General features: G+C 69.3%; 19 protein-coding genes, 1 pseudogene and 1 CRISPR repeat array. Of the genes and pseudogenes, 5 read left to right on the top strand and 15 right to left on the bottom strand.

Annotated elements, in window-relative coordinates; genetic code table 11:
* The first annotated feature begins 118 nt into the window (after positions 1–118).
* The 4 genes and pseudogenes from NBY69_RS06890 to NBY69_RS06875 all read left to right on the top strand — a co-directional run bounded on the left by NBY69_RS06890 (position 119) and on the right by NBY69_RS06875 (position 4,949).
* A complete protein-coding gene (locus tag NBY69_RS06890) occupies positions 119–508 on the top strand; it encodes a PLD nuclease N-terminal domain-containing protein (protein WP_250299003.1) in 390 nt (129 codons plus the stop codon).
* A gap of 88 nt (positions 509–596) precedes the next feature.
* Positions 597–1,043 (top strand): annotated as a pseudogene (locus tag NBY69_RS06885) (nucleoside deaminase); the annotation flags it as partial.
* A gap of 250 nt (positions 1,044–1,293) precedes the next feature.
* The gene (locus tag NBY69_RS06880; protein ID WP_250299001.1) at positions 1,294–3,387 is read left to right on the top strand and encodes a hypothetical protein; all 2,094 of its coding nucleotides are present in this window, start codon (positions 1,294–1,296) and stop codon (positions 3,385–3,387) included.
* Complete coding sequence (locus tag NBY69_RS06875; protein ID WP_250299000.1) at positions 3,384–4,949, top strand: hypothetical protein; 1,566 nt, start codon at positions 3,384–3,386, stop codon at positions 4,947–4,949. Before NBY69_RS06880 ends, NBY69_RS06875 begins: the two co-directional genes overlap by 4 nt.
* Here the strand turns inward: NBY69_RS06875 and NBY69_RS06870 are convergent.
* The 8 genes from NBY69_RS06870 to hemL all read right to left on the bottom strand — a co-directional run bounded on the left by NBY69_RS06870 (position 4,922) and on the right by hemL (position 13,202).
* Positions 4,922–5,428 (bottom strand): SRPBCC domain-containing protein, encoded by a 507-nt coding sequence (locus NBY69_RS06870; RefSeq protein WP_250298998.1) that lies wholly within the window; start codon positions 5,426–5,428, stop codon positions 4,922–4,924. The two genes, NBY69_RS06875 and NBY69_RS06870, sit on opposite strands and share 28 nt — an antisense overlap.
* Before the next feature lie 104 nt (positions 5,429–5,532).
* Positions 5,533–6,609, bottom strand: a complete 1,077-nt coding sequence (gene ccsB, locus NBY69_RS06865; protein ID WP_250298995.1) for a c-type cytochrome biogenesis protein CcsB — start codon at positions 6,607–6,609, stop codon at positions 5,533–5,535.
* Positions 6,606–8,312, bottom strand: coding sequence for a cytochrome c biogenesis protein ResB (locus tag NBY69_RS06860; protein WP_250298992.1), 1,707 nt, complete (start codon positions 8,310–8,312; stop codon positions 6,606–6,608). The genes ccsB and NBY69_RS06860 overlap by 4 nt, the downstream gene beginning before the upstream one ends.
* Before the next feature lie 5 nt (positions 8,313–8,317).
* Positions 8,318–9,091: a cytochrome c biogenesis CcdA family protein gene (locus NBY69_RS06855; RefSeq protein WP_374211221.1), complete on the bottom strand. Its 774-nt coding sequence runs from the start codon at positions 9,089–9,091 to the stop codon at positions 8,318–8,320.
* Between the two features lie 4 nt (positions 9,092–9,095).
* Positions 9,096–9,716, bottom strand: a complete 621-nt coding sequence (locus tag NBY69_RS06850; RefSeq protein ID WP_250298991.1) for a TlpA disulfide reductase family protein — start codon at positions 9,714–9,716, stop codon at positions 9,096–9,098.
* Between the two features lie 67 nt (positions 9,717–9,783).
* Entirely contained in the window at positions 9,784–11,040 is a 1,257-nt protein-coding gene (locus NBY69_RS06845; protein ID WP_250298989.1) for a hypothetical protein, read from the bottom strand.
* A gap of 105 nt (positions 11,041–11,145) precedes the next feature.
* Entirely contained in the window at positions 11,146–11,883 is a 738-nt protein-coding gene (locus NBY69_RS06840; protein WP_250298988.1) for a histidine phosphatase family protein, read from the bottom strand.
* Positions 11,880–13,202: a glutamate-1-semialdehyde 2,1-aminomutase gene (gene hemL, locus NBY69_RS06835; protein WP_250298986.1), complete on the bottom strand. Its 1,323-nt coding sequence runs from the start codon at positions 13,200–13,202 to the stop codon at positions 11,880–11,882. The genes NBY69_RS06840 and hemL overlap by 4 nt, the downstream gene beginning before the upstream one ends.
* A gap of 116 nt (positions 13,203–13,318) precedes the next feature.
* Here hemL and NBY69_RS06830 point away from each other — a divergent pair, with 116 nt between their 5' ends.
* Positions 13,319–13,888 carry a hypothetical protein gene (locus NBY69_RS06830; protein WP_250298985.1) on the top strand — a complete coding sequence of 190 codons (570 nt, stop codon included), beginning with the start codon at positions 13,319–13,321 and terminating at the stop codon, positions 13,886–13,888.
* A 130-nt stretch (positions 13,889–14,018) separates the two neighbouring features.
* A CRISPR array of direct repeats spans positions 14,019–15,449; the repeat unit is 29 nt; unit sequence GGGCTCATCCCCGTAGGCGCGGGGAGCGG.
* A gap of 447 nt (positions 15,450–15,896) precedes the next feature.
* Here the strand turns inward: NBY69_RS06830 and cas2e are convergent.
* The 7 genes from cas2e to casA are packed head-to-tail and all read right to left on the bottom strand — an operon-like array spanning position 15,897 to position 25,305.
* The gene (gene cas2e, locus NBY69_RS06825; RefSeq protein WP_250298983.1) at positions 15,897–16,250 is read right to left on the bottom strand and encodes a type I-E CRISPR-associated endoribonuclease Cas2e; all 354 of its coding nucleotides are present in this window, start codon (positions 16,248–16,250) and stop codon (positions 15,897–15,899) included.
* Positions 16,247–17,257, bottom strand: coding sequence for a type I-E CRISPR-associated endonuclease Cas1e (gene cas1e / locus NBY69_RS06820; protein WP_250298979.1), 1,011 nt, complete (start codon positions 17,255–17,257; stop codon positions 16,247–16,249). The genes cas2e and cas1e overlap by 4 nt, the downstream gene beginning before the upstream one ends.
* Positions 17,258–17,260: 3 nt before the next feature.
* Positions 17,261–17,965 carry a type I-E CRISPR-associated protein Cas6/Cse3/CasE gene (cas6e, locus tag NBY69_RS06815; protein ID WP_250298974.1) on the bottom strand — a complete coding sequence of 235 codons (705 nt, stop codon included), beginning with the start codon at positions 17,963–17,965 and terminating at the stop codon, positions 17,261–17,263.
* A gap of 2 nt (positions 17,966–17,967) precedes the next feature.
* Positions 17,968–18,696: a type I-E CRISPR-associated protein Cas5/CasD gene (gene cas5e / locus NBY69_RS06810; protein ID WP_250298969.1), complete on the bottom strand. Its 729-nt coding sequence runs from the start codon at positions 18,694–18,696 to the stop codon at positions 17,968–17,970.
* A complete protein-coding gene (cas7e, locus tag NBY69_RS06805; RefSeq protein ID WP_250298966.1) occupies positions 18,693–19,916 on the bottom strand; it encodes a type I-E CRISPR-associated protein Cas7/Cse4/CasC in 1,224 nt (407 codons plus the stop codon). Before cas7e ends, cas5e begins: the two co-directional genes overlap by 4 nt.
* Positions 19,913–20,653, bottom strand: coding sequence for a type I-E CRISPR-associated protein Cse2/CasB (gene casB, locus NBY69_RS06800; RefSeq protein WP_250298962.1), 741 nt, complete (start codon positions 20,651–20,653; stop codon positions 19,913–19,915). Before casB ends, cas7e begins: the two co-directional genes overlap by 4 nt.
* Positions 20,650–25,305, bottom strand: a complete 4,656-nt coding sequence (gene casA / locus NBY69_RS06795; protein ID WP_284347880.1) for a type I-E CRISPR-associated protein Cse1/CasA — start codon at positions 25,303–25,305, stop codon at positions 20,650–20,652. Before casA ends, casB begins: the two co-directional genes overlap by 4 nt.
* Positions 25,306–25,492 lie beyond the last annotated feature (187 nt).

The following is a 25,492-nucleotide window of genomic DNA, read 5'->3' as shown; positions in this document are numbered from 1 at the left end:
GCGAAGCCTGCCGGGAGCCTTCGACCGGCGCGGCCGAGGGCGCCCGACCGTTACCCTGTGGCCGTCATCGGGATGTACGGAACGTCCCGTCACCATTCCCTGGGGGGAACGTTCGACCATGCTCAGGTATCTGCCGTTCCTGCTGGTCCTGGCGCTGTGGATCTACGCCTTCATCGACTGCCTGAACACGCCGGAGGAAGAGGTCCGCGGCCTGCCGAAGGTCATCTGGGTCATCATCATCCTGCTCTTCGGTGAAGTGCTCGTCGGCCCGATCGCCTGGATCGTCGCGGGCAAGCAGCGGCGTGGCCCCGGCGCGGGTTCGACCCCCGCCGAGTGGCACCGCAACCAGCGGACGACGTGGACGGCCCCCGACGACAATCCCGAGTTCCTGAAGTCCTTGACGGAAGAGAACAAGAAGGACGAGTCGCTGCTCAAGGACTGGGAGGCGGACCTGCGCCGCCGTGAGGACGAACTGCGGCGGCGCGAGAGCGGCGACGAAGCGAGCTGAGTCTCCGCCCTCCTTGAGGCCGCCCGCCTGTTTCCTTGAGGCCGCCCGCCTGAGCCTCCGGCGGGCGGGCCCCTGGGAGGATCGGGGGATGGAACTCACCCAGGCACAGGAGTGGCTGGCCACGGCGGTCGCGGAGGCGCGGGCCGGGCTGGCGGAGGGCGGCATCCCGATCGGCGCCGCGCTGTACGGGGCGGACGGCGAGCTGCTCGGCCACGGGCACAACCGCCGTGTCCAGGACGGCGATCCTTCGATGCACGCGGAGACGAACGCCTTCCGCGCGGCCGGACGGCAGCGGTCGTACCGGGGCACGACCATGGTCACCACGCTCTCCCCGTGCTGGTACTGCAGCGGCCTGGTCCGGCAGTTCGGGATCTCCCGGCTGGTGGTCGGGGAGGCGGTCACCTTCCACGGGGGCCACGACTGGCTGGCCCGGCACGGGGTGGAGGTCGTGGTGCTCGACGACGCCGGGTGCGTGGAGCTGATGCGGGACTTCGTCACCCGGCATCCGGCGCTCTGGAACGAGGACATCGGGGACGAGCCGGACGGCACGAACGACGACGCGAACAGCGACACGAACGGCCCCGCGAACGGCCCCGCGAACGGCCCCGCGAACGACACGGCGACCGGCCGTACGACCGGCGATGCGTGAGGGATGTCCCGGTACGCCCACCCGACGGCCAAAGGTGTCTTTCAGCCGCGGCGTGAAACCTTTACCCCTACCAACCTCCCGTATATAAGCTGATGTTGGCGCAGTGACAGCTGCGCCGACCGGCACGGGAGGTGCTGTGGACAGAGAGCTGTACGGACGGGACGCGCTCCTCCACGGCCTCGCGCCACGCCTCATCGGCCTGCCGCCCGAGGGCTACCAGCAGACACCCACCGAGGCGTTCGCGGGCGGGCGGGACGACCTGCCGGTGGCCGTGCTCACCGGCGGTCGCGGCATGGGCAAGACCGTCGTACTCAAACAGCTCCGCACCAACTACCGCGGCCGTACGCCCGTCGCGCTGATCGACTGCGAGCACCCGGACTTCGCGGCGATCCCGTCCAGCCATCCGCGCGCGCCCTTCTGGTCGCCCGTCACCGAGGCGCTCTCGGTGCTCGGGGAGCAGCTCGGGCCCGCCGTGCGCGGCGCCGGAGCGGTCGAATTCCCGCGCCTGGCGGCCGGGTTGATGGCCATCGCGTCCACCGGCTGGGACCCGAACAACCGCCAGCAGGTCCATGACGAGGCGCTGCGGCTCGGCATGCTCGTCGAGTCGGGTTCCCGGCTCAAGAGCCTGAGCCGTGGCTGGCTGGTCAAGATCACGGCGAAGTTCGCCGCGCTGTGGACGGGCGCGCCGCCCGGCCTGGACGTCATCGTCGAGACCACCGTCGAATCGCTGCTCGAGGACCTCTTCGACCGCGGGCAGCGCGCCGCCGCCAACTGGTACGGGCAGTACCCCGGCGCGGGCGGCCAGGCGAAGCGCGGCCTGAACCTGATGGCGCTCCAGTTCCACCGGGAACGCGACAGTGACGCACGGGCGCTCGCCGAGCGCCATCTCGTCGGCGCCCTGCGCGCCGATCTGCGGGCCGCGTACCAGGGCATGGGGCGGCTGCGCCGGGTCGGCAGGCCGCTGGTGCTGCTCGACAACGTCCAGGCACCGCTGGGCCGCCGACTCCTTGAGCCGGTACTGCGCGACCGCGCCGCGGGCCGCCCCGACCAGGTCGTCTTCATCGCGGCGCTGCGCGGGTACGACCATCCGGCGCTGCGCTCCGCCGAGCGCTGCGCCCTCCCCCAGGTCACGCACACCACACCGTGGACCCGGGGCACCGAGGTCGCGTCGGGCGCGCTCGTCGTGGAGCTGACGGCGCTGGGGCCCGAGCACGTACGGCAGATGCTCGGCCGGGAGGACCCGGCGATGCGTACTCCGCCGCTGCTCGCCCGCTCCGTGCACCGGCTGACCGGCGGCCGGCCGCTCGGCGTCGCCCTGCTGACGAAGGCGGCGGGACAGGCGGTCCAGCTGGCGGGTCCGACGGTTCCGGTCGCCGAGGGCCCCGAGCATCTGACCCCCGGTTCACTGCTCTCGCGTCCGGTGCTGCTGCGTGAGGACGAACCGGGCCGCCCGACCGTGACCGAACTGCTCCAGCAGCTGGTGGATCCCGCGAGGCTCGACCGGCTCGCGGTACTGGCCGCCGCGCACGGCACGGCGGACGCCGAGCAGCTGGCCGCCGCCCGGCTGGACCACGACGGCGGCCGGGCGGGCGTGCTGCCGATGCGCGACCTGCTGACCGGGGAGTACTGGCCCGTCGCACCGGACCACTTCATCGGCGACCCGTTCCTGCGCACCCTGCTGTTGCACCGGCTGCGCCACCCGGACGGCGAGGCGACCACCACCTCCGAGCGCTGGCGCGAGGTGCAGGAGACGATGCGCGACCTCTGCGCGGAGACAGCGCCGCGCCGTCTCCACCACGAGCTGGCGCTGGGCCGCACCGAGAACGCGGTGACGTATCTGCGCGACACGTTCGGTGTCTCGTCCGCCGCCGACTGGCTCGACGAGCTGCGCTTCATCGCGTCCGCCCCGTACTTCGCGGACCACGACGACCGGCGCGCGGTGGCCCTCGGCCGGACCGACGCGGAGCAGGTGACACCCGACGGCATCGACCGGATCTTCCATCTGCGCATACGCCGACTGCTGTACTGCGTCTGGCAGTTGACGGATCTCCTGGCGCTGCCGGACGAGGGTCTCGCCGAGAAGATGGGGGACGAACTGGGGCAGCTCTCGGGGCTGCACCCCACCGGCAACGAGGTGCTCTGGCACGCCTCCAGGAACTGGCCGACGGCCGTCCGGGAGTGGCGGGGCCTGGACCGTTCAGCAAGCGACCTGGGGGGCAACGCGCTGTGAGCAATCGTTTCCGCGAATTCTTCTGGTTCACCGGCCTGCGGCGCATCCTGACCTCGACGGTCGTCCTGGCGCTGCTCGCCGGGGCGGGCATCGCCGCATACGCGATCTACACCCCTGATCTGCACTGCGCCACGGGCGTCGACCGCCCCGAGAAGGGCGCGGAGTGCATCGGCGTCAACGGCGACGGCTACGACTTCGGGAGACCCGCGCTGCACGACGTGGCACAGGCCATCGCCCGGGAGAACCGGACCCTGAAGAAGGGCGAGTACGCCACGGTCGCCCTGCTGCTGCCGCTCACCTCCACGGACCGGGACATGGCGAACAAGGTGCTGCACGAGACACAGGGCGCCTTCGTCGAGCAGTACCGCGCCAACCACGGCTCCAACGGTCTGGTGCCGAAGATCAGGCTCGTGCTGGCCAACACCGGTGTCGGGAGCGCGCTCTGGCCCGGCGCCGTGAAGAAGCTGGAGGGCATGACCGGCGCCCCCGACCATCTGCGGGCCGTCTCCGGGGTGGCCACCAGCAGTGACGAGACCCGCGCCGCCGTCACCGATCTGACGCAGCATCACATTCCGGTCATCGGCACCACCATCACGGCCGACGACATCGCCAACGGCCCGAAGTCCAGCCACTTCCCAGGGCTCGCCCGGGTCTCGCCGACCAACCAGGACGAGGCCGCCGCGCTGGCCAACTTCGCCGACGTCGACCCCAGGAAGACCCTGATGGTCCGCGACAACCGCCCCGGCGACCACTACACCTCGACGCTGAAGAGCGCCTTCGACGGACTGATGAAGGGCGCCCCGTACGCGGACCGCGAGTACACCTCACCGGCCAACCCGTCCCAGGACGGCTCGACCGCCAACACCTTCGAGCAGGACACCGAGGTGATCTGCTCGACCCAGGTGAACACGATCCTCTTCGCCGGGCGCCACACCCAGCTGCGGCAGTTCGTGAACGAACTGGGCAAGCGGGGCTGCCAGGAGAAGCCGTACACCATCCTCACCGGTGACGAGGGCTCGTACCTCGGCTACGACACCAAGCTCAACCGGAGCGCGCTGCGGCCGAGGAGCAAGGGCGCGGCCAAGGTGACGGTCGAGTACGCGGCGCTCGCCCACCCCGACGCGTGGACGTCCGGGAACCCCTCGACGCCGAAGACCGGCGGCACGGCAGCCGACTACACCGAGTTCTTCCAGTGGGTGGCGACCGCGTCGGGCAAGGAGGTCGGCCCGATCGGCCCGATCGGTGCCAAGTCGCTGGCCGACGGGCAGGCGATCATCGCGTACGACGGCATGACGACCGCGGTGACCGGCATCCGGAAGGCCAGGGCGAGCAGCAGCATCCTGCCGGACATCGACGACGTCGGGCGGGAGTGGTCGAAGCTGCAGGGGCCGCTGCGGGTGGAGGGCGCGAGCGGCTGGATCTGCCTGGACAACTACGGGAACCCGTACGACAAGGCCGTACCGATCGTGGAGCTCGCGGCCGACGGCACCCCGCACTTCAAGGAACTCGCCTGGCCGAAGAAGAACCCCCCGAATCAGGAGTGTGTGCCGCCGCGCTCGTAGGCGGCGCGCAGCAGCTGCCAGCGCTCCCGGTTCCAGGAGGACCAGTCCTTGGGGCTGCCTTCGAGCGCGTCGTACAGGAACTCGAAGTGGATGTGCCACCCGGCCAGCGAGTCCAGCAGCTGCGCCGGGGCGCCGGTGAACTCGTTGCTGAACCGCACCACGGTCGCGTCGGGGCCCACCGATTCCAGATGGAATCTGACCCGGCCGTGCACGGAGAGGGTGTACTCCACGACCCGCTCCGGGTCCCAGGCGGTGATGCTCCCGGTGGCCACCGTCGGCTCGTTGAGCCAGCGCAGCGTCACCCGGCCGTCGAGCCGCGACTCGAAGACGTCGGCCGCGGCGAGCCAGCCGGGGAGCCCCACGGGGGTGGCGACGGCGCCCCACACCCGCGCCGCCGGATGCGGCAGGTACAGGGCGAACCGCAGGACGTGGCTGTTCCCGTGGCTGGTGCTGGTGCCGTGTGCGAGGGCCTCGGTCATGACACCACCCTCGCGCGGCGGGGCCCGTTCCGCACAGAAGAGGGCCGGTTCTCCGACACGTGTCGGGAAACCGGCCCTCTTCGATGGTGGAACAGGCGGCGGGGTCAGACCCCGGCGTAGGAGTGCTTGCCGCTGATGAAGATGTTCACGCCGTAGTAGTTCCAGATCCAGCAGGCGAAGGCGAAGAGCGCCAGATAGGCGGCCTTGCGGCCCTTCCAGCCGGCCGTCGCGCGGGCGTGCAGGTAGCAGGCGTACACGACCCAGGTGATGAACGACCAGGTCTCCTTGGGGTCCCAGCCCCAGTAGCGGCCCCAGGCGTCGCCCGCCCAGATCGCGCCCGCGATGATCGTGAACGTCCAGAGCGGGAAGACCGCGGCGTTGATGCGGTACGAGAACTTGTCGAGCGAGGCCGCCGAGGGCAGCCGGGAGAGCACCGACCGGGCGAAGGCGCTGGGCTCCTGGCCGCGGGCCAGCTTCGCCTCGAAGCTGTCGCGGAAGAGGTAGAGCGCGGTGCCGACGAAACCGATGTAGAACATCGCGCCGCAGATGATCGCCGTCGAGACGTGGATGTACAGCCAGTACGAGTGGAGCGCGGGGACCAGCTGGTCGCTGCTCGTGTAGAGCACCGTGGTGGCGATGCCGAGGTCGAGCAGGACCGTGGTGACCAGGGCCAGGCCCAGCCAGCGGACGTTCTTCTTCAGGACCAGCAGGACCAGGTACGCCGCGACCGCCACCGAGGAGAAGGTGATCGAGAACTCGTACATGTTGCCCCACGGCGCACGCTGCACCGACAGCGCACGGGCCACCACACCGCCCGCCTCGACGAGGAACCCGAGGACGGTCAGCGAGACCGCCACCCGCCCGTACAGGTCACCCTTCTCGGTGCCGCCGGAGGCTCCCGGGCCGTCCGGCACGTCGCGCGAGCCGGCCGCGGACCGGGTGATGATCTTCGGCCGGTCCAGTACGGCGGTGCCTCCGGCCTTCTTGACCTGGACGGCAGGGGCGGCGGCGGACACCGTCGACGTCAGCGCGGCGGCCGTACGGCCCACCTTGCTGCGCGCGCCGAAGGTCCACTCCGCGATGTGCGCGAAGAAGGCCAGGGTGTAGACGGCCATCGACGAATAGACGAGCACATTGCTGATGTGCGCCAGGTTCTCATTGGTTCCGGCGGCGAGATTCACTTCTCGGCCCCTTCGGGAGTCTCTGCGGTTGCAGCGGGATCAGGCGCCGACGGCGCCACTGAATGGAGCGTCGCGGCCAGGTCGGCCAGCTCCTCGGGGAGCTTCGCGGACTCGCTCCGCCCCAGCCCCGCCATCTCGACGACGGTCACGCCGTCCTCTCCTCGTACGGCACGCACCCACACACGGCGGCGCTGGATGAACAGCGATCCGGCGAGCCCCACGATGGCCGACAGCGCGCCGACGAGCGCGAAGTCGGTGCCCGGCTGCTGCGAGATCTGGAAGCTGGCCCACTGCTTGACCCCGACGAACTGGATCGAGCCCTCGCTGCCGGGCAGCTTCATCGTCTCGCCGGGCAGCAGGAGCTTCGCGAGCTTGTTGCCCTTGCTGTCCTTGTACTGCTTCATGTTCTTCGGGTTGAGCTGGTACACGCTCTGCGGCAGCCCCGAGTCGACCCCGAGGTCGCCGTGGAAGCCGGACACCGCCATCACCGGGAAGTCGAGCCCCGGGAAGGTGGAGAACATGGTGCCCTTGCCCTTGCCCGCGTACGTCGGCACGAACATGGTCTGGAAGCCGAGCTGTTCCTTCTTGCCCGCGGCGTTCCGGTACCCGTCCATCACCTTGATGGCACCGGTCGACGTGGCGTTGGAGTCGAGCGGCAGCAGCGGCACGGCGTCGCGGTAGATCTCCTTGCCGTGCCCGTCCTTGACGGAGACGACCGGGGCGTAGCCGTGCGAGATCAGGTAGACCTTCGAGCCGTCGACCTCAAGGGGCTCGTTGACCTTGATGACGCCCTTCTTGTCCTTGCCGGTCGCGCCCTCGGAGTACGTCACCTGGGCTTCGTACCTGCGAGGTGTGCCGCGGTTGGGCCCGTTCTTCTCGTACGTCCCGATGAACTTGTCCAGCGTGAAGCTGAACGGCGCCAGGTCGTCCGGGTTGAAGAGCGTGCCGGGCTTGAAGTCGTCGTACTGCGTGAGCGTGTTGGAGAAGCCGTCGCCCTGGACGATCAGCTTGCCGCCCTCGGACTTCCACAGCTGCCCGGACGCGAAGGACACCAGGAGCACGATCAGCGCGATGTGGAAGAGGAGGTTCCCGGTCTCGCGCAGATAGCCCTTCTCGGAGGAGACCGCATCGCCCGCGATATGCGCGCGGAAGCGGCGCTTCTTCATCATCGCCAGCGCGGCCTCGCGAACCACCTCGGGCTCGGAGTCCGTACGCCAGGTCGTGTAGACGGGCAGCCGGGTCAGCCGCTTGGGCGCGCCCGGCGGGCGGCTGCGCAGCTGGCCGACGAACTGCCAGGTGCGCGGCACGATGCAGCCGATGAGCGAGATGAACAGCAGGATGTAGATCGCGGAGAACCACACCGAGCTGTAGACGTGGAAGAGCCCCAGCTTGTCGTAGAAGGGCGAGATCAGGTCGTGCTTCTTCTTGAAGTCGGCGACCTTCATCTCGTCGATGCTGGTCTGCGGGATCAGCGAGCCGGGGATGGCGCCGAGCGACAGCAGGAGCAGCAGGAGCAGCGCGACGCGCATCGAGGTCAGCTGCCGCCAGAACCAGCGGATCCAGCCCACGACCCCCATGGCGGGGAGGCTGGACGCCGACTCCTCCCGGGGAGCGGTGGACAGCTGCGATCCCGCCGCGCCGAGATCGCTTTCGCTCTCGGCGCGGTCGTTCGCGGGGTCCGTCGTTTCGGTCGTCTTGCTCATGGAACTCAGATCCCCACCGCGTAGCCGTTCGTCCAGACCTGCATCTCCTGGATGATGCGGTCCCAGGCGCCGGTGAGCAGCAGCAGCCCGGTCACGATCATCATGATCCCGCCGATGCGCATCACCCAGACGTAATGCTTCTTCACCCAGCCGAAGGCACCGAGGGCCTTGCGGAAGGCCACTGCGGCGAGCACGAACGGCACGCCGAGACCGAGGCAGTACGCGACGGTCAGTATCGCCCCGCGCCCTGCGGTCGCCTGCTCGAAGGCGAGGCCCTGCACGGAGGCGAGGGTCGGCCCCAGGCACGGCGTCCAGCCGATACCGAAGAGCGCGCCCAGCAGCGGGGCACCGACCAGCCCGGTCACCGGCCGCTTGTGGAAACGGAACTCACGCTGGGTGAACCAGGGCATCATGCCCATGAAGAAGATCCCGAGCAGGATCATCAGTCCGCCCAGGACCTTGCTGATGACGGCCTCGTGCTCCAGGAGCCGGTGCCCGAAGTACCCGAAGAGCGCGCCGCCGGAGACGAAGACGGCCGTGAAGCCGACGACGAACAGCGAGGCGCCCGCGGCCATCCGGCCGCGCCGGGCCTCTGCCAGATCCGTGCCGCTGACCCCGGTGACGTAACTGAGGTAGCCGGGGACCAGCGGCAGGACGCACGGCGAGAAGAACGAGACGAGCCCGGCGAGCACGGCGAGCGGCAGCGCAAGCAGCAACGCCCCGCTGACGATCGTCGGGTTCGGGGCGGTGCCGGCCGCCGCCGCGGCGAGAGCGATCACAGGATCACTTCTCCGCGATCAGCGGGTCGATCATCTTGCGCAGCATGTCCTCGTCGACCCCGCCCGACTTGCGCGCGGCGATCTTCCCCGCGCGGTCGACCACGATCGTGGAGGGAATGGACTGCGGATTGAGACTTCCTGCGGGAAAGCGGAGAAGAAGCTTGCCGGTCGGGTCGTAGAGGCTCGGATACGGAACGTCGAAATCCTTCTCGAACGCCTTCGCCGGACCGGTGGAGGGATCGCGGGTGTTGATCCCCACGAACTGGACGCCCTTGGCCTGGAGGTCCTTGGAGACCTTGGCCAGATGTACCGCCTCGGCACGACAGGGCGGGCACCAGGAGCCCCATACGTTCAGCACGAGGATCTTGCCGTGGTAGGCGCTCGACACATCGAGTGTCTTGCCTTCGACGGTTTTACCGGACAGTTCCGGGGCGGACTCGCGGCTGCTCTTCGACGCGGTGACGATCCCGCTGCTGCTGGTCACGTACCGGGAACCCTGCGAACTGCTCACCTTCGCCCCGGATCCGCACGCCGACAGGGCTAGCGCACCGACCACGACCGCTGCGCCCAACTGGGCGGCGCGGCGGACGGCGGTGGTACGGCGATGGGGGCGCGTAAGAGCCATGTGAAAAGTTTCGCATGGCCGATTCCCGGATCTTGGCCACCCCCCTCACTGCCCGGAAAGCCCGTTGTCAGGCAGTCTTAAAGAAACTGTTCCAGCCGCCGGTCGGGCGCTGTCCGACCTCCAGGGTGCGGAGCTTGTCGAGCACCTTCGGGTCCTGCACATCGAGCCAGTCGCAGAACTGCCGGAAGGAGACCAGCCGTACGTCCGGCCGGCCCGCGATCTTCTTCAGCGCTTCCTCGACGGCGTCCATATAGAGGCCGCCGTTCCACTCCTCGAAGTGATTGCCGATGTACATCGGCGCGCGGTTCGTCTCGTACGCCCGCTTGAACCCCGCGAGATACGAGGCAGCTGCCTGCTTGCGCCAGTACGGATACTGCGACGTCATGCCCTTTGTCGAATTCTTCGACTGGTTGGCCAGCATGTTGTAGTCCATCGAGAGCACCTCGAAGGTGTGCCCCGGGAACGGGATCTGCTGGAGCGGAAGGTCCCACAGCCCGCCGCGCTTGACCGGCCAGGTCTGCATACCGCCGGGCGAACTGGCGTCGTAGCGCCAGCCGAGTTTCTTCGCCGTCGGGAGCAGATTGTCCTGGCCGAGCAGACAGGGAGTACGGCTGCCGACGAGTTCCTTGCGGTAATCGAAAGGCAGCGGGTCCTCGTCGTGCCAGCCGGTGTTCGTCCGCCATTCGGTGACGAAGGAAACGGCCTGGTCGATCTCGCTCTGCCACTGTTCCGGGGTCCAGTTGCCGACCGAACCCGAAGTGGTGCCACAGAAATGGCCGTTGAAGTGGGTCCCGATCTCATGGCCTTCGAGCCAGGCCTGCCGGGTGTACTTCATCGTCGCCTTGATGTGCTCGTCGGTGAGATATCCGATGGCGGAGGCACCGACGGGGTTGTTCGGCGGGTGGTAGAGGGACTTCTTCGACTCCGGCAGCAGATACAGGCCGGAGAGGAAGAACGTCATCCCCGCCTGGTGTTCTTTGGCGAGTTCCAGGAATCGGGGGAAAAGGCCGTTGCCGACCTCGCCCGCACCGTCCCAGGAGAAGACCACGAACTGCGGCGGGGTCTGACCGGGTTCCAGCGGGACGGGCTTGGCGGGCTGGTTCGGCTGAAGGCCGGTATCGGCCGTCGAGCCGTCGCCGATCAGCCGCTGTGGGGCCATTCGGGGGCTGGCCCCGGACCCGGTGCTGCCCTTCTCCTTACCACCGGGGCCGGTCCTGGCGGTCCCGCCGGACGAACCCGATCCTGAACTGCACCCCGCCAGTCCCGCTGCCGCCGCGGCCCCGGCCCCCAGTCCCAGCAGGCCCCTTCGGCTCATGTTGCGCATCGCGCCACCTATCCAATCCGTTGCCTTGCGGCCCATACAAGCGGGCAACGGGTTAGATGCCAGGACGAACACGGAGGTTCCCGCTAATACATATGTTTTTTCACTCTAAGCACCATATGCTTTTGCTTTTCCTTTGACGGGCTTTGCGCCCGACAGGAGGTGGGACGGCACCAGGTCCCTCGCCGGTTCCGTGTATCCGACAGAGATAATCCGGTCCCCCTGGTACGTGAACGTCGTCAGCGAGGCGAGCGTGCACTGCCGCTTGCGCGGGTCGTGCCAGAGCCGCCGCCGCTCCACGAAGCTCCGTACGGTCCAGATGGGCAGCTGGTGGCTGACGCACACCGCCTCGTGGCCACGGGCCGCGTCGCGCGCGGCGTTCAGGGCGCCCATCATCCGTACGACCTGGTCGACGTACGGCTCGCCCCAGGAGGGACGGAACGGGTTGGTGAGGTGCTTCCAGTTGGCGGGCCTGCTCAGGGCGCCGTCACCGACGCCGAACGTCTTGCCCTCGAAGATGTTCGCTGCCTCGATGAGCCGCACATCGCTGGCCAGTTCCAGGCCGTGGGACTTGGCGACCGGGGTCGCGGTCTCCTGCGCGCGCTCCAGCGGGGACGCGACGACATGGGTGATGTCACGGCTCGCGAGGTGCTCGGCGACCCGGTCGGCCATCTGCCGGCCCAGCTCGGAGAGGTGGTAGCCGGGGCGGCGCCCGTAGAGCACGCCGTCCGGGTTGTGCACCTCGCCGTGGCGCATCAGATGGACCACGGTGATCTCGTCGCTCGTGTTGTTGACGCTCACGGCGTCACCGATGCCTCTGGGGCTGCTGGTACTGCTGTCACTCATGCGGACACCTCGGCGGCGGCTCGGGCGGCGGCGGGAAGTGCGGCGGCGATGCGCTCGACCGCCCGCTCGTCGTGCGTGGTCGAAACGAACCAGGACTCGAAGGCCGACGGCGGCAGATAGACGCCCTGCGCCAGCATCGAGTGGAAGAAGGGGGTGAAACGGAAAGCTTCCTGCGCCTTGGCGTCCTCGTAGTCACGGACGTCGCTGTCGCTGAAGAACACGGAGAACATGTTGCTCGCCGACTGGATCCGGTGCGCGACCCCCTCCTTGGTGAGGGCGGCGGAGACGAGGCCCTGGATCTCCCGGGAGACCGCGTCGACCTTCGCGTACGCGGCGTCGTCGAGCAGCCGCAGCTGCGCGAGCCCGGCGGCGGTCGCGACCGGGTTACCGGAGAGGGTGCCCGCCTGGTAGACGGGTCCGACGGGCGCCAGGTACGCCATGACGTCGGCGCGGCCACCGAACGCCGCGGCCGGGAAGCCGCCGCCCATGACCTTGCCGAAGGTCATCAGGTCGGGACGGACACCGTCGACGCCGTACCAGCCGGCCTTCGAGGTACGGAATCCGGTCATGACCTCGTCGGAGATGTACAGCGCGCCGTTGCCGGAGCAGAGCTCCTTGAGTCCGGCGTTGAAGCCCTCGACCGGCGGGACCACACCCATGTTCCCGGGCGAGGCCTCGGTGATGACGCAGGCGATCTCACCGGGGTGCGCGGCGAACGCCTGCCGCACCGCGTCCAGGTCGTTGTACGGCAGGACGATCGTGTCGCCGGTCTGCGCACCCGTCACGCCCGGCGTGTCCGGGAGCCCGAAGGTCGCGACACCGGACCCGGCCGCGGCCAGCAGCGCGTCCACGTGCCCGTGGTAGCAGCCGGCGAACTTCACCACCTTGGCGCGGCCGGTGAAACCGCGGGCGAGACGGATCGCCGACATGGTCGCCTCGGTGCCGGACGACACCAGACGCACCTGCTCGACCGGCTCGACCCGGGCGACGATCTCCTCGGCCAGCGCGACCTCGCCCTCACCCGGCGTACCGAAGGAGGTGCCACGCGCGACCGCCGCCTGCACGGCGGCGACGACCTCGGGGTGGGAGTGCCCGAGGATCATCGGGCCCCACGAACACACGAGGTCGACGTACTCGCGTCCGTCGGCGTCGGTCAGGTAGGGGCCCGTACCGGACACCATGAACCGGGGCGTACCGCCCACGGCACGGAAGGCGCGAACAGGCGAGTTCACCCCGCCGGGTGTCACATGGGACGCGCGGTCGAAGAGCGTCTGCGAAACTGGGGCTTCGTATTCGTACGGATAGCTCACACAAGCCATGGTGTCAGAGGCGCAGACAGTATTGCGGACAGGTGTTTCACAGCACATCCGTGGGGGAGGTCTCTGACACGATGATCGGGTTGCGCGGCGGGGGCTGCGAGTGGTCGGGTGGAGATATGCATCGCGGTGGCGGACTGGGCGAGGGGACCGACGACCTGGGTCCCGAGCCTGCCCGGAGGGGTAAGCACCGGCGAGAGGCAGAGGCGCGCGCACAGGCAGGAAGAACGGGTAGCAGAAGTGGTGGGCTTGTGGGGGTGACCTACAAGTACTTCGGCGCGCCCGACGGAGCCACGGCGGCCCGGGTGCCCGTCACCATGCGCCCGGAGGAGCTGGGCGGTGACGAGCTCGGCATGGGCGGCATGTTCACGAAGATAAAGCCGGAGACGATGGCCGCGATGGTCCTCACCGGCATCCAGGGCATACCGCTGGGCAAGGTGCCTCCGCTGGAACTGGTCGTGCTGCACCCCGACTACGCGGTGGTGAAGCTCCCGATGACGGTCGTGGACCCGCTGCGGGGGGTCGGCGAGGAATCGGTGGGCGCCGCCGCCTTCATCTGGTCGACGGTCCCGGACCGCGGCGGGCCGCGGGACGCGTACAACGCGTACCGACTGCTGCACGAATGGCAGGACTTCTCACACCGGCTGCACGACGCGGGGCACCAGGCGTACTGCCTGGTGTGGCCCTGACCCGGGACGCAGGTTCGAACAGGGTCTTCAGGCCTCACCCTTTCGCGTGCCGGACGGAGGCCGTCCGGCGGCCGGGGCACATTGAGGGCACGTTGTTTCCGCCGGGGGGTACCGGTGTCCCCCGGCCGCGGGCTCATCCCCCGCGGGCACGGGGAGCGGCACTGGTCAGGTGACTGGTCGCCCTTTGAGCGGGGCTCATCCCCGCAGGCGCGGGGAGCGGCGGCTGCGAGCGCGTGGGACGCAGGCCACCGCGGGCTCATCCCCGCAGGCGCGGGGAGCGGCACTCACCGGTTCTGCACCGCTCGACTGCGTTGGGCTCATCCCCGTAGGCGCGGGGAGCGGACCGATACGGACTTCGCCACACGCTGGGGATGGGCTCATCCCCGTAGGCGCGGGGAGCGGCGGGCGAGCGCCCGGACCATCCCGAAGACCGCAGGCTCATCCCCGTAGGCGCGGGGAGCGGGACTGGATACCGGACCCGGTCTTGACGGTGACGGGCTCATCCCCGTAGGCGCGGGGAGCGGTATCCGCCGTCGGTGGTGGCGCGCTGCTTGGTGGGCTCATCCCCGTAGGCGCGGGGAGCGGGTCGCGGGCCCATTGAGCGGCGGGCCCTGCGAGGGCTCATCCCCGTAGGCGCGGGGAGCGGCGGCGAGTTGGAGACACACGGCTGGGTTCATCGGGCTCATCCCCGTAGGCGCGGGGAGCGGACTCTAACACCTCTGTTTCATCTAACAGAGGTGGGCTCATCCCCGTAGGCGCGGGGAGCGGGCGAATCCGCACTCAACTATCACGCCGTGATAGGGCTCATCCCCGTAGGCGCGGGGAGCGGCGGGTGAGGACGAGCGTCTGGCCTGTGGTGTTGGGCTCATCCCCGTAGGCGCGGGGAGCGGACCCCCGCTGGACTCTGCCCTTCCGACGACGTGGGCTCATCCCCGTAGGCGCGGGGAGCGGCATCGCTGTGCGATGGGCGAGGGACGCGCAGCGGGCTCATCCCCGTAGGCGCGGGGAGCGGACCCCGCTTTCGCGGGGATGATCCGCTTCTCTGGGCTCATCCCCGTAGGCGCGGGGAGCGGCGGTGGCCGGCGGATGCTACGGCCCCCGTCGCGGGCTCATCCCCGTAGGCGCGGGGAGCGGTTCAGGACGCGGCTGGGGAGGATGCCGTCACTGGGCTCATCCCCGTAGGCGCGGGGAGCGGAGTAGCAGGCGCTGTCACCCACGTTGAGATTCGGGCTCATCCCCGTAGGCGCGGGGAGCGGAGTTCTTTGCCGGCTGCCTTGCCCAGTTGCATGGGCTCATCCCCGTAGGCGCGGGGAGCGGTACTGGCCTCGTAATGCATGAGGTGTGCTCGCGGGCTCATCCCCGTAGGCGCGGGGAGCGGACATCGTCAGTCAAATGTCAGCCAGGCTGACAGGGCTCATCCCCGTAGGCGCGGGGAGCGGGATCCAGCGGCGGATCGCGGAATTCGCGGACCGGGCTCATCCCCGTAGGCGCGGGGAGCGGTGGTCACGGCGGGGGCGGGCCGGTGAGGAAGCGGGCTCATCCCCGTAGGCGCGGGGAGCGGTCTTTGTGAGCTGCTCTTTTGTCAAGGGGCAATGCTTGTTTCAGCAAGGATCAAAGAAAAGGACATATGCGGCAAACGGAAGGGGGTTTGGCCAGGGTTGCCTCCAGGCCAGGGCTGCACGTTCGCACCAAGTCTTCTCGGATGAGCCTGCCAGAGGCTCAAGAAGGACCCTCCGGACCGGCGGCTTGCCCTGCTTCTGATCGAGGTCGAATCCGTACGTACGCCAGGAAGTTCACCCAATTCAGCTGGACGGACACCGGCCGTTCCAACCGTCCGGCAATCACGTGGGACGGACAGTACGGACAGTATCGGCGTACAAGCTGCCGCCAAGCGCTGAACCCCGAACTCGTCAGAGCCTAGGTGCCCGGTGGAGCCCGCTGCACGGCTGCTGTCGCGGTACAACACCGCGCAAGCGTGGGCCTGAAGGGCGGCCCGTTGGCGAACAAGCTATGCCCGGTTGCCGAAGCGGCGGCGCTTCGACGCCTTGCTCCAGCCTGAAGAAGGTGACGAGGGAGGGAGCGCGGAGCGGCCGGAAGGGCGGAAGATGAGGGTGAGACCCTCGTGGTCGACGGGATGCCACTTGTGGTCGTGGGTGCGGAAGGCGTAGCCCTGTTCGGAGTTGGTGGAGTACGCGAGCAATGCGCGGCCGTTACCGGCGTACTGGCGGACCTCGTCCCACAAGGCGTCGCGAATGCGGGCGGAAGGGTTACCCAGGAAGACGCCGGGAGAGATCTCCAGGAGCCAGCGGGTGAGAAAGCCGCGCAGGCCGACCGGGCAGTGGGTGAGGACGATAACCGTCACCAGATGACGCCGTCCCGTGTAAGGCCGTCCTGCGCCCCGATGTCCTGAACCAAGGTGTCGCCCTGACCGCCCTCGTGGTCACTGTAGTTGCGGCCGGCGGCCACCTCGGCGCCCCGGTCGGACAGAAGAGTGACACGATCACCGGCGTCCGACAGATCTGCACCCGCAGGCGCGAGCAGTCCCTGGATATCGCGTACGCACCGGTCGAGCAGTCCTGCGGAGTTGATGCGGTCGCGCAGTGCTCGCCGCGTTCGGGGGCCGATGTCTTCCGGACCTTCCGCGACTACCTCGAAGGCCACGGGAATGCCGATGTCCGTCTTGTAGAAGTCGGCCACGTCGAGGACGAAGGACAATTCGTGGCCCGAGTGGACGAAGCCGAGGCCTGGACTGCAGCCCAACGCGGCGACCACGGTCTGAGCGATGCCGTACATGCACTGCGCGGCAGCGGTGACAGCCTGGTTCGGGGCATCACCGGAGCCGAAGTCGCCCGGGGTGAACCGGCGGCCGCGCCAGGGCACACCGGTGCGGGCGGCCTGCTCGGCGTAACAACGCTTGACCCGGTCGCCCTCACGGCCGAGGAGCTGGCGGCGGGTGCATCCGGCCGGGTCCTCGTCGGGGAAGCGGAGCCGGTACATGGCCCTGGCGACGTCGAGACGGGTCCGCTGGTTCGCCCAGGCCAGGGCCTGGGCCTCCACGAGAGCGGAGGTGCGGCTCAGCGCCCGGCCGCCAGCGTAGAAACGTACGCCGTTCTCGCCGACCCACACCACCGCGGCGCCGCAATCGCCGAGAACCGCCATGGCCTGGTGGGTGATCCGCGTGCCCGGCCCGAGCAGCAGCGTGCCGATGGTCGCCGAGGGGATGTGACGAACGCCCTCCGCGTCCTCGGCAGTGATGGCGTTGGCGTCGCGGTGCACCACACAACGTTCGAGGTAGACGAAGGACAGGCGCTCACCGACGCGGGTGAGCTGTCGCGGACCGGAGGCGGGACGCCTGCTGATCGTGGTCACCGGCTACTCCGCGGGAGCGAGGGTCATGAGTCCGCAGCCGTACGCTTTGGCCTTGCCGAGGCCGGAGGTGAGGGTACGGCGGAACGCGTCGGGGTCCAGGACACGGAGGCGGCCGTCGTAGGTGACACGGGTCAGCGCCACCTTGTGCACGCGGTCGTCAGACTCGTTTCTCTTACGGAAGGCAAGGTCTCTGCGGTTGTGGACGACGACCTCGTGCCAGGCACCGTCGAGGCCGTCCGGCCGGGGCCCCGGTTTTTCCACGATCTCGAAGCCGGCGTCCGTCTGCCGTTTGAGCAGCCAGTCCAGCTGGTGGCGCGGAGTGGTGTGCGCGGTGCGTTTGGTCGGCTCGGCGTCGTGCCGCCGGATGCTGTGCACGGGGTTCGCGGTGAGCCGGAAGGCCCAGGTGTCGTCGGCGGCGAGGCGGGCCAGGAAGGGCGCGTACGGCTTTGTCTGCCAGCCACCGGTCGTCGGCCAGCCCGCCTGCTCCACCAAGTGGGTGAGGTCGGGCCGGTCGGGGCTGACGACGTAGAGCAGCACTTCGCTGCGGGACTGCTGATCCAGGCGCCACAGCACCCGGGGGCCGTCGCCACGGTGATCGAGTCTCTCGGGGAACGACACCATGACTGCGGCATGCAGGCTCTGCGGCGAGCTGAGCAGCCGACGGGCGCCCATACGCGCGGCGTTGAGGCGGAATCGAGTCAGGAACATGGTCATTCTTCCAGTAGCCGCAGCGGTTCGTGTTTCGGCGGTACGAAAGGCCGGCGGGACGCGCTCAGTGGATTGGCGACGCTGACGGCCGCCGACCGGACACCGCGCAGGCCGTACCGGCGGTGGCGCGGGTCGAAGCTGAGCGGCTGGTCCCGTACCGCGTCGCCGGGGCCGTCACCGGCGGCGAGGTCGGCGATCACTTCGAGTTCGATGCGTCGCTCGCGGACACGGCGGCGTTGGAACCAGGCGGATGCCTGCCAGGGCTCGGCTCTCAACGCCCGCCAGAGACCGCCGCGATGGACGCCCAGGTCGATCGGCCGGGACGGCGGGCAGGAGCGGCGGCCGAGGAACGGCAGGAACGTCGGCGTCCGGACCGCCGTGTGCAGGCCATCGATCAAGGCTGCGTCGCCTTCCACAGCGGCGACGAAGACCGCGTCGGAGAGGTAGAAGCGTTCGGACACCGGCATGGATTTGCCGGTGACGCCGTGGTGCGCGGTCTGGTAGTCGCGCACCCGGGTGCCCGGCTGGTCGAGCCGGACGGCGAACCTGAGCGAGGCGAGGTCGGAAATGTCCGCGCCGCGGTCGCGGCCCTGGGACGCGGCGAGCAGTCCGAGCACTCCGCTCTTGGTGGGCGCGCGTTCCGTCGTGCGCCGTGCGAAGCGTGACGACGCGCCCCAGGACTGGAGCGGGCCCGCGAGGCGCAGCGTCAGGACACTGTTGCGTTCGCTCATGCGGGACCGTCCTGGCCCTTGGGTTCGTGTGCCGCCAACCGCTCGGCGACCGCGTCACTCACTCCGTCGAGCAGACCGCTGAGGGTGACGGCAATGCCGAGCGCCGCCAGCGGTTCAGTGGCGGCGCCCGCCCTGAGTACCCACCTCGGGTTGCCGGTGACCTCGTACGCCTTCTCGATGTCGGAGACGTGCGCGAGCAGTTGGGCACACGCGCCGCGCAGATGGCCGCCGGAGCCCTGGGGGGCGAGCACGGGCTCCTCGAAGGCGGCGACGAAGCTGATGGGCCTCGCTGAGCGGAGGGTGACGATCACGGCTTCCGGGAGTGTGTGGTTGCCGAAGGTGTTGATCTTGCCGGTCGGCATGGAGGCCACGAAACCCTCCAGGAAGGCCCGCACCGCCCTGCGCACCGGCTCGTCCAACGGCTGGTCAGGGCGCCTGCCGACACCGAGGTTGTCGCGCAGCCGGTCCACGTCCAGAGCGGCGTAGCGGTACAGCGTCGCCGAGTTGAAGTCGACCGTGCCGATCATGCCGGCGCCGGACTCCTCGTTCTTCTCGTTCTGGTCGTCCACCGCGGTGAAGTAGTCGGACTCGATCTCGACCTGGTGGACGCTGATGGCGTGGGCGACCTGGGCCGCGGCGTCGACGTTGAAGTCGGCCGAATCGGCGACCATCCGGCCGAAGAGCGCGATATCCACCGAGTGCCGGGTGTCGGCGATCCCCCGGGCTCTGTCCTTGTGCTCCTTGACCTGGAGGTACGCCTTGATGTCGTCCGCGCCCTCGACCGCGAGGCGGGCCAGGCCGTCGATCTGACGCGCGCTGAGGAACATGAGGTACGAAGACTCCGGTGGCGGCTCCGGCTCGCCCTTCTTCTTCGCGCTCTCCGCCTTCCTGCGCGGCACCTCGATCTTCTTCGATCCGGTCACCGCACGGAGGGTTTCGGCGGCCAGCGCGATGGCCACGTCGCCGTTCAACGAAGCGTCCACCCTGGTGATCCGCTCGGCCACCAGCTCGACCACCCGCTTGGTACGGAAGCCGAGTTCCTCCGGGTCGAGCAGGTCCCGGAACGCTTTCCTGGTCGCCCTCTTCCACGCCTGGCTGGAAACACGAGCGCGGCGGACGCCACCGTAGACAGCGGTCTTCGGGGTGCCGGTGTCGTCGCGATTGAGGTTGCTCGGCGGCACGGTCTGCAACACGTGCACGTCGATGATGGTGCGGCTCACGAGGTCTCGTCCTCCAGGGTGGTCGTGTCAGGGTCGTGCAGGCCGTCGCTGTTGCTGGCTCCGTCTCCGCCGCCCGGCGCGTTCCGCCCTGCTGCCGCCGGGCCGTTGCCGGACGCGCGGCGGGGAACAGCGAGGTAGGAACGGCCCCAGGAACGGCGCACCGACGGGGCGCCGCCGGGGAGTTGCCACATGTGGAGCTGGTCGGCCAGCATCCCGTAGTCGAGCGCGATGGCCTCGCGGCGCAGCAGGATGACGAGTTCGCGCAGCCGCCCGGCGAGCACCACGGGAGTGGCAGCCGTACCCACCCGGACGAAGCGCTTGCGCGTCGGCTCGTCGATCTCGGCTCCGGGCACCAGGCGCCGGACGGCTGCGCCGAGTTCAAGGCCGGGCCTGCGGTGCATGCGGGAGGTGTGGTGGGACTGCTGGTGCAGCGACCACAAGGTGACGGCGGCGTGCGCCGCCTCCTCGGCCTGACACATCTCGTCCTCGGTCAGCCCGCCTCGCTCGTACTGCTCATACAAGGGTTCGGTACCGATGAGACCCCACAGGTCAGCTGTCTCACCGGCCGGTCGGCCGATGCCGCGTCGCAGCCGGGCCAGTACGCCCACGGCGTCGCTGCGGTCGTCCAGGTAGCCGCGCTGCAACGACGTGATGCGCTGGTGGACAGCGCTGCCGACCGGGCCGAGGGGCACTTGCCGGGTGCGGGACGTGGCAGCGGCGGGACGGCTGACAGTCATACGGGCGACTCCTCGGGAACGGGTCGGGCCGGTGGCCGATCCGGCGGTACTTCGCCCTCAGCGGCCAGGAGCCCTTCGAGCCGGGTGCGGAAACGGAGGTCGGCCGCGGCGTCGTTCAGCCAGCGCGGTCCGCCGCGGATCTCCACGACGCGTCCTTCCCAGGCGGCCACTCCCACGTCGTCCAGCAGACCCGTCCCCAGTTCCCCGACGATGCAGCGCACCTCCCGCTTCCAGCGGTCGCGGTGCCCGTCCGGATCAGAGGCGGCGCCCAGGTCCCGCAGCCAATGGCGGTAAGGGGTGTCGAGGGTGCCGAACCCCAGGTCACGGGCTGCGTTCCGCCGGGGCTCGGGGTCCGCCCCGGAGGCGAGGGCGAGGTCGGTCGCGAGGTCGGCGAGCATGCCCACGGCCTGCTCCGCGTCGTTCAGGGCATCCACGGCCCTCTGCCGGTACCGCCGGTCCTCGCGGTGGAGCAGCACCACGGGCATCAGGACCCCGTCGTCCACCACCTCGTCGATCACCGACTGCTGAGTTCCGTACCGCGCGCCGATGACGCGGGTACGGATCAGGTGACCGCGCGGGAGGAACCCTTCGGTGGTCAGCCGGGCGACCCACTCCACGACTCCTGGCCGCAGGCGCAGCGCGCCGTCCCGGCCTTGCTCCGTCCTCGTCTTCCGGCCGGTGAGAAGACCCTCCATCCCACGCCAGGCCATGCGTGACGGATCGTGCTCCTGCGGCAGGTAGACCAGCGCCTCACCACGCTTCTTCTCCTGCGCCGGGCTGCGGCGCCAGCTCGTCATCGGTTCGTACGGCATCATGTTGTGCGGTTCGAGGCGGTCGCCGTAGGCCAGCACCACACCGGAGACGCCGTCGCCGTCGCCGTCCCAGTGCAGCCGGATACGACGGGACTGCCAGGTGTACAAATCCCGCAATCCGTAAGGACGTTGAGCAAGGTCCCGCGCCTGGTCCGGCCCACACGGCTCCGCCGCCCGCCACGCCGGCCGGTCGGCCTCGTCCGTATGCAGGCCGGTGCTGTCCGCAGCCATCAGATTGAGCAGCAGCGTCTCGTGAAGGTTGTCCCCCTCCACGAGGACCCCACCGAGGTTGCCCGCCCACGCCACTCCCTGTGGGTAGCCCTTGCCGGCCTTCACCCGGGGATCGCCCACCGCACCGGACTTGATACCCGACGGATCGAACGCCTGGGCGTGCACCAGCCATCGGGCCGCCTCGGCCGGCCCGAGCCGACCGACACCAGGCATGCGCATGCTGAAGAACGGGTCTCCGTTGGGCACGTCGGCCACGATGCGGTTGAGGGAGGAGACCTCGTCCTTGGCCGTGTGTAACCCGGAGACCTGGTAGAACGGCCGCTCGGGGTGCAGGAGGTCGAAGCGGTCGCGGTGCAGGTGCAGATAGTCGGCCACCGGACCGGCGTACGGCCTCTCCGACAGCCACAGCTCCTCCCACGCGTCGCAGTCCTCCGGCACCGCCCCCTTCCCCGGCCCGCCGAGAGCGTCATGGAGGATCGCCAACAGCAGCCGTATCAGGGCAAAGTCCTGGGTCGGCAGATCGCCGGCGAGACGGCGGATGTCCCGTGCCTGGTCGAACACCTCCAGCAGGGACAGTTCACGCTCCGAGCTGTCGACGAGCTGAACGGGCACCCAGGGGCGATGGGTCAGGTTGAAGCCCGGCGCCTCGGACATCGGCACCGCTTCCGTTCCCCTACCCGGTTCCTCGTGTGTCACCAGCAGGCCCTCGTCGGGGTCGTACGCCAGATTCCACCCTGCCAGCCGGGTCCGACAGCCCTCGTCGAGTGCGAGAATCAGCTCCCCGGCGAGCCAGTGGCTCTCCTTCTCCTGCCAGGCGGGGACATACAGCTCTTCCAGTTCGGCGAGGGCCTGGTCCAGCTTGTCGGGAAAGGAGAAGTGGTAGGGGAGCCGCAGGCCGCTCGCGGCGGCCGCCCGTGCGGCGCGCCCGGACGGTACGGCGTCGGTCGGTAGTTCGAGGCCGCCTCGGCCCTTGTCCAGCCAGGGCAGGGTGCACAGGGTGCCGTCGGCCCGACGCATCACGACCAGGACTTCCAGGCTCTCCCGGCTGTCCCGGACCTGCGCTCGTCCGGCCCTGCTGTCATCCGCGTCACCGACGCCCGCGCCGATCCAACCGATGAGCGGCCGGCCGGCCTTGCGTACCTCGTCCAGCCGGAAGACCTCCGCCTTCTTCTGCTGCTTGGTGCGGGCTTCACGGTGGAGGGTCCGCGCGGGGTCGACAGTCCGCTCCCAGTGCGGCGGGCAGGCTTCGTCGTCCCCGTACGCCCGCTGGACGAGCGGGCTGATGTCCTCTGGCAGCCGCACCGGCAGGCCCGGCTCTCCCGGCGTACCGAAGTGCGGAGTGAGTACGGCGAGGGACCGCAGTAGCGGATACGGACCGTAGACCGTGCGCGAGCCCTTGACGGGCGTGGGGGCAGGCTCCGTGAGCCAGTCGACGCCGGTCACCAGGCAGCGCGCCTGCCGCAGGCGCGCAGGACGCGCACTCTGTTGCTCACCACGCGGGTGACGGTGCAACCGTCCCATCCGCTGGAGCAACAGGTCGACCGGGCACAGGTCGGTCACCAGGAGGTCGAAGTCCACGTCCAGTGATTGCTCGGCCACTTGGCTCGCGACCACGATGTGTGCCGCGCGTGGACGGCGCGGTGACTTGCCGTCGCGGTCCGGTGGCCCGAACCGGGCCAGGAGCGAGGCATCCTTACGGGCTCGGTCGACATCGATGAAGCGTGCGTGCGCAACGGTGACGTGCTCGGCACCGAACCTCGACCTGAGTACGGCGGCCGTGTCCGTCACCCGGTCGACGGTGTTGCGGACGACCAACGCGCATCCGCCTTCGACCAGTTCCGCTGCCAACCGTTCCGCCAGTGCGGTCTCGTCATCCGCCAGGCGCTCCACCACCACGTCGGTCCGGCGCCCGGATGCGACGGGCGATGCCGTCACCGGTTCCGCACCGGCCGCGACGGCCGTCAGGAGCGGGTAATCGGTCACCTGCGCGATCTTGCTCGCGCTCGTCCCGGAGTACGCCTCCGCCAACTCCCTCCGGCGGCCTGCCGGAAGCGTCGCCGACAGCACCACGACGGGAACGCGGTACGCCCCCAGCCAGGACAGCACCCGGTCGAGATAGGTGTTCATGTAGGCGTCATAGGCGTGGACTTCGTCGATGACGACGACCTTGCCGGCCATCGCCAGATGCCGCAGCGCCAGATGCCTGCTCTTGAGACCGGTCATCAGCAACTGGTCGATGGTCCCGACGGCGAACGAGGCGAGCAACCCCTTCTTCCGTCCACGCAGCCACTGGTGCGCGACGAGGTCGGCGGAGGTGACCTTCGCAGCGCCCGCGGGGCGTTCGTCGTCGCCGTACGCGTCCACAGCGGCGATGGTGCGATGGCTGTCACGCATCAGCGCGGCGTAATCCTCCTGCAGCGCTGCCTTCGCGTGGGCAAGCAGAACCGAACGCTGCTCCGGCGAATCTTCCCGCGCGGTCTCCGGCGCGAAGGCCGGCAGCCGGCCGAGCCAGTCCAGGAGCCGCGGGAACATGGCGTTGCTGGTCGCCATCGTCGGCAGGGCGAGATAACACCCGCCCGCGCCCGAACGTGCCGCGAACACCTCCGCCACCGCGAGGGCGGCCTCGGTCTTCCCCTCCCCCATCGGCGCCTCGATGATCAGCATCCCGGGCTGACCCATGCCTCGGGCCATGGCGAGAGCCTGTTCCTGCACGGGCCGCACCGTGGCACCGGGTGGTAACTCGAAGCGAGCGGCGAACAACTCCGCGGCAGGCTGGGCCGGTTCGACCGGCGACCACGGTCCGGGCAACCTCAGCCCCCGCCACGCCGCGGCCACCCGCTCGGTGTCGCTGCGGGGATTCTCCTCGGGGAAGTACGGGAAGAGATCCGGGTTGCTGGCGATCCAGTCGCACACGATGACTGTCGCGGTAAGCAGCGCTTGGACCGGCTGTGGCAGCTTCACGCCTCGCCAGTGGTCGAGGCGGTCCGCCACCCCGAAGGTGTCGGCACATGCATCCAGCAGCTCGTTCTGCACGCGCCGCCAGACGGCCTCCGCCGGGCCCGGCGTCCGCAGCAACTCGGGGTGCGCGTCGAGGTTGTGGATCTGTGTGTGGTCCGGTGGTACGCCATGGTGGCCGCCGGCAATCACGGCGAACTGCGCGGAAGCCCGGCGTGTCCAACCACGCCGTTCCTCCAGCCACTCCTGCAACAGCACCTGTCCGGCCAGTCCATGAGGGGCCATCCGGCGGTCGTCGCCGAACTGCTTTCGCGTACGCATGCCGAGACCGGCTGCGCTCAACACGTTGGCGAGCCCGTCCACTTGGCACGCGAATGCGGGTGTGGCCTTGCCGATGTCATGCGTTCCTGCCAGCCACACGCACAACCGCCGCGCGTCGGCTTCCCCCTCGGGAAGCGGCTCCGCGACCAACTCCTTCACATTGCGCGGCAACCAGTGATCCCACAGCAACTCAGCTACAGCAGCACCGTCCGCCATGTGCCTCCACAGGGGCAGCCACTTCTCGGTGGCCCGGTCGTGCTTGGCCCACACCGTGCGGGCGGCGCCGAGCAAGCGATCACCAAGATTTGCAGGCTGGTCTTCTTCATCGCACACGGCGGTAATTGAACAGGAACTCGGGTATCACTATGCGCCATACGCCAAAATTGATCAATACCTATCTTCCGTGATCAAAAGTCGCCACACCGACAGAGCGACTTACCTGAAGGCGCGTCTGGGGGACTGACCTGAAGCCATCGAAATGAAGACCCGGCAGAGAGGCGACGAAGGGCCGGGCAATCAA

Origin of the sequence: Streptomyces sp. A 4/2, assembly GCF_940670765.1 — a bacterium.
In the GTDB taxonomy this organism is placed as follows: Bacteria; Actinomycetota; Actinomycetes; order Streptomycetales; family Streptomycetaceae; genus Streptomyces.
Note: the sequence above shows the minus strand (reverse complement) of the source record. Positions and strands in the feature narration are given on the sequence as shown.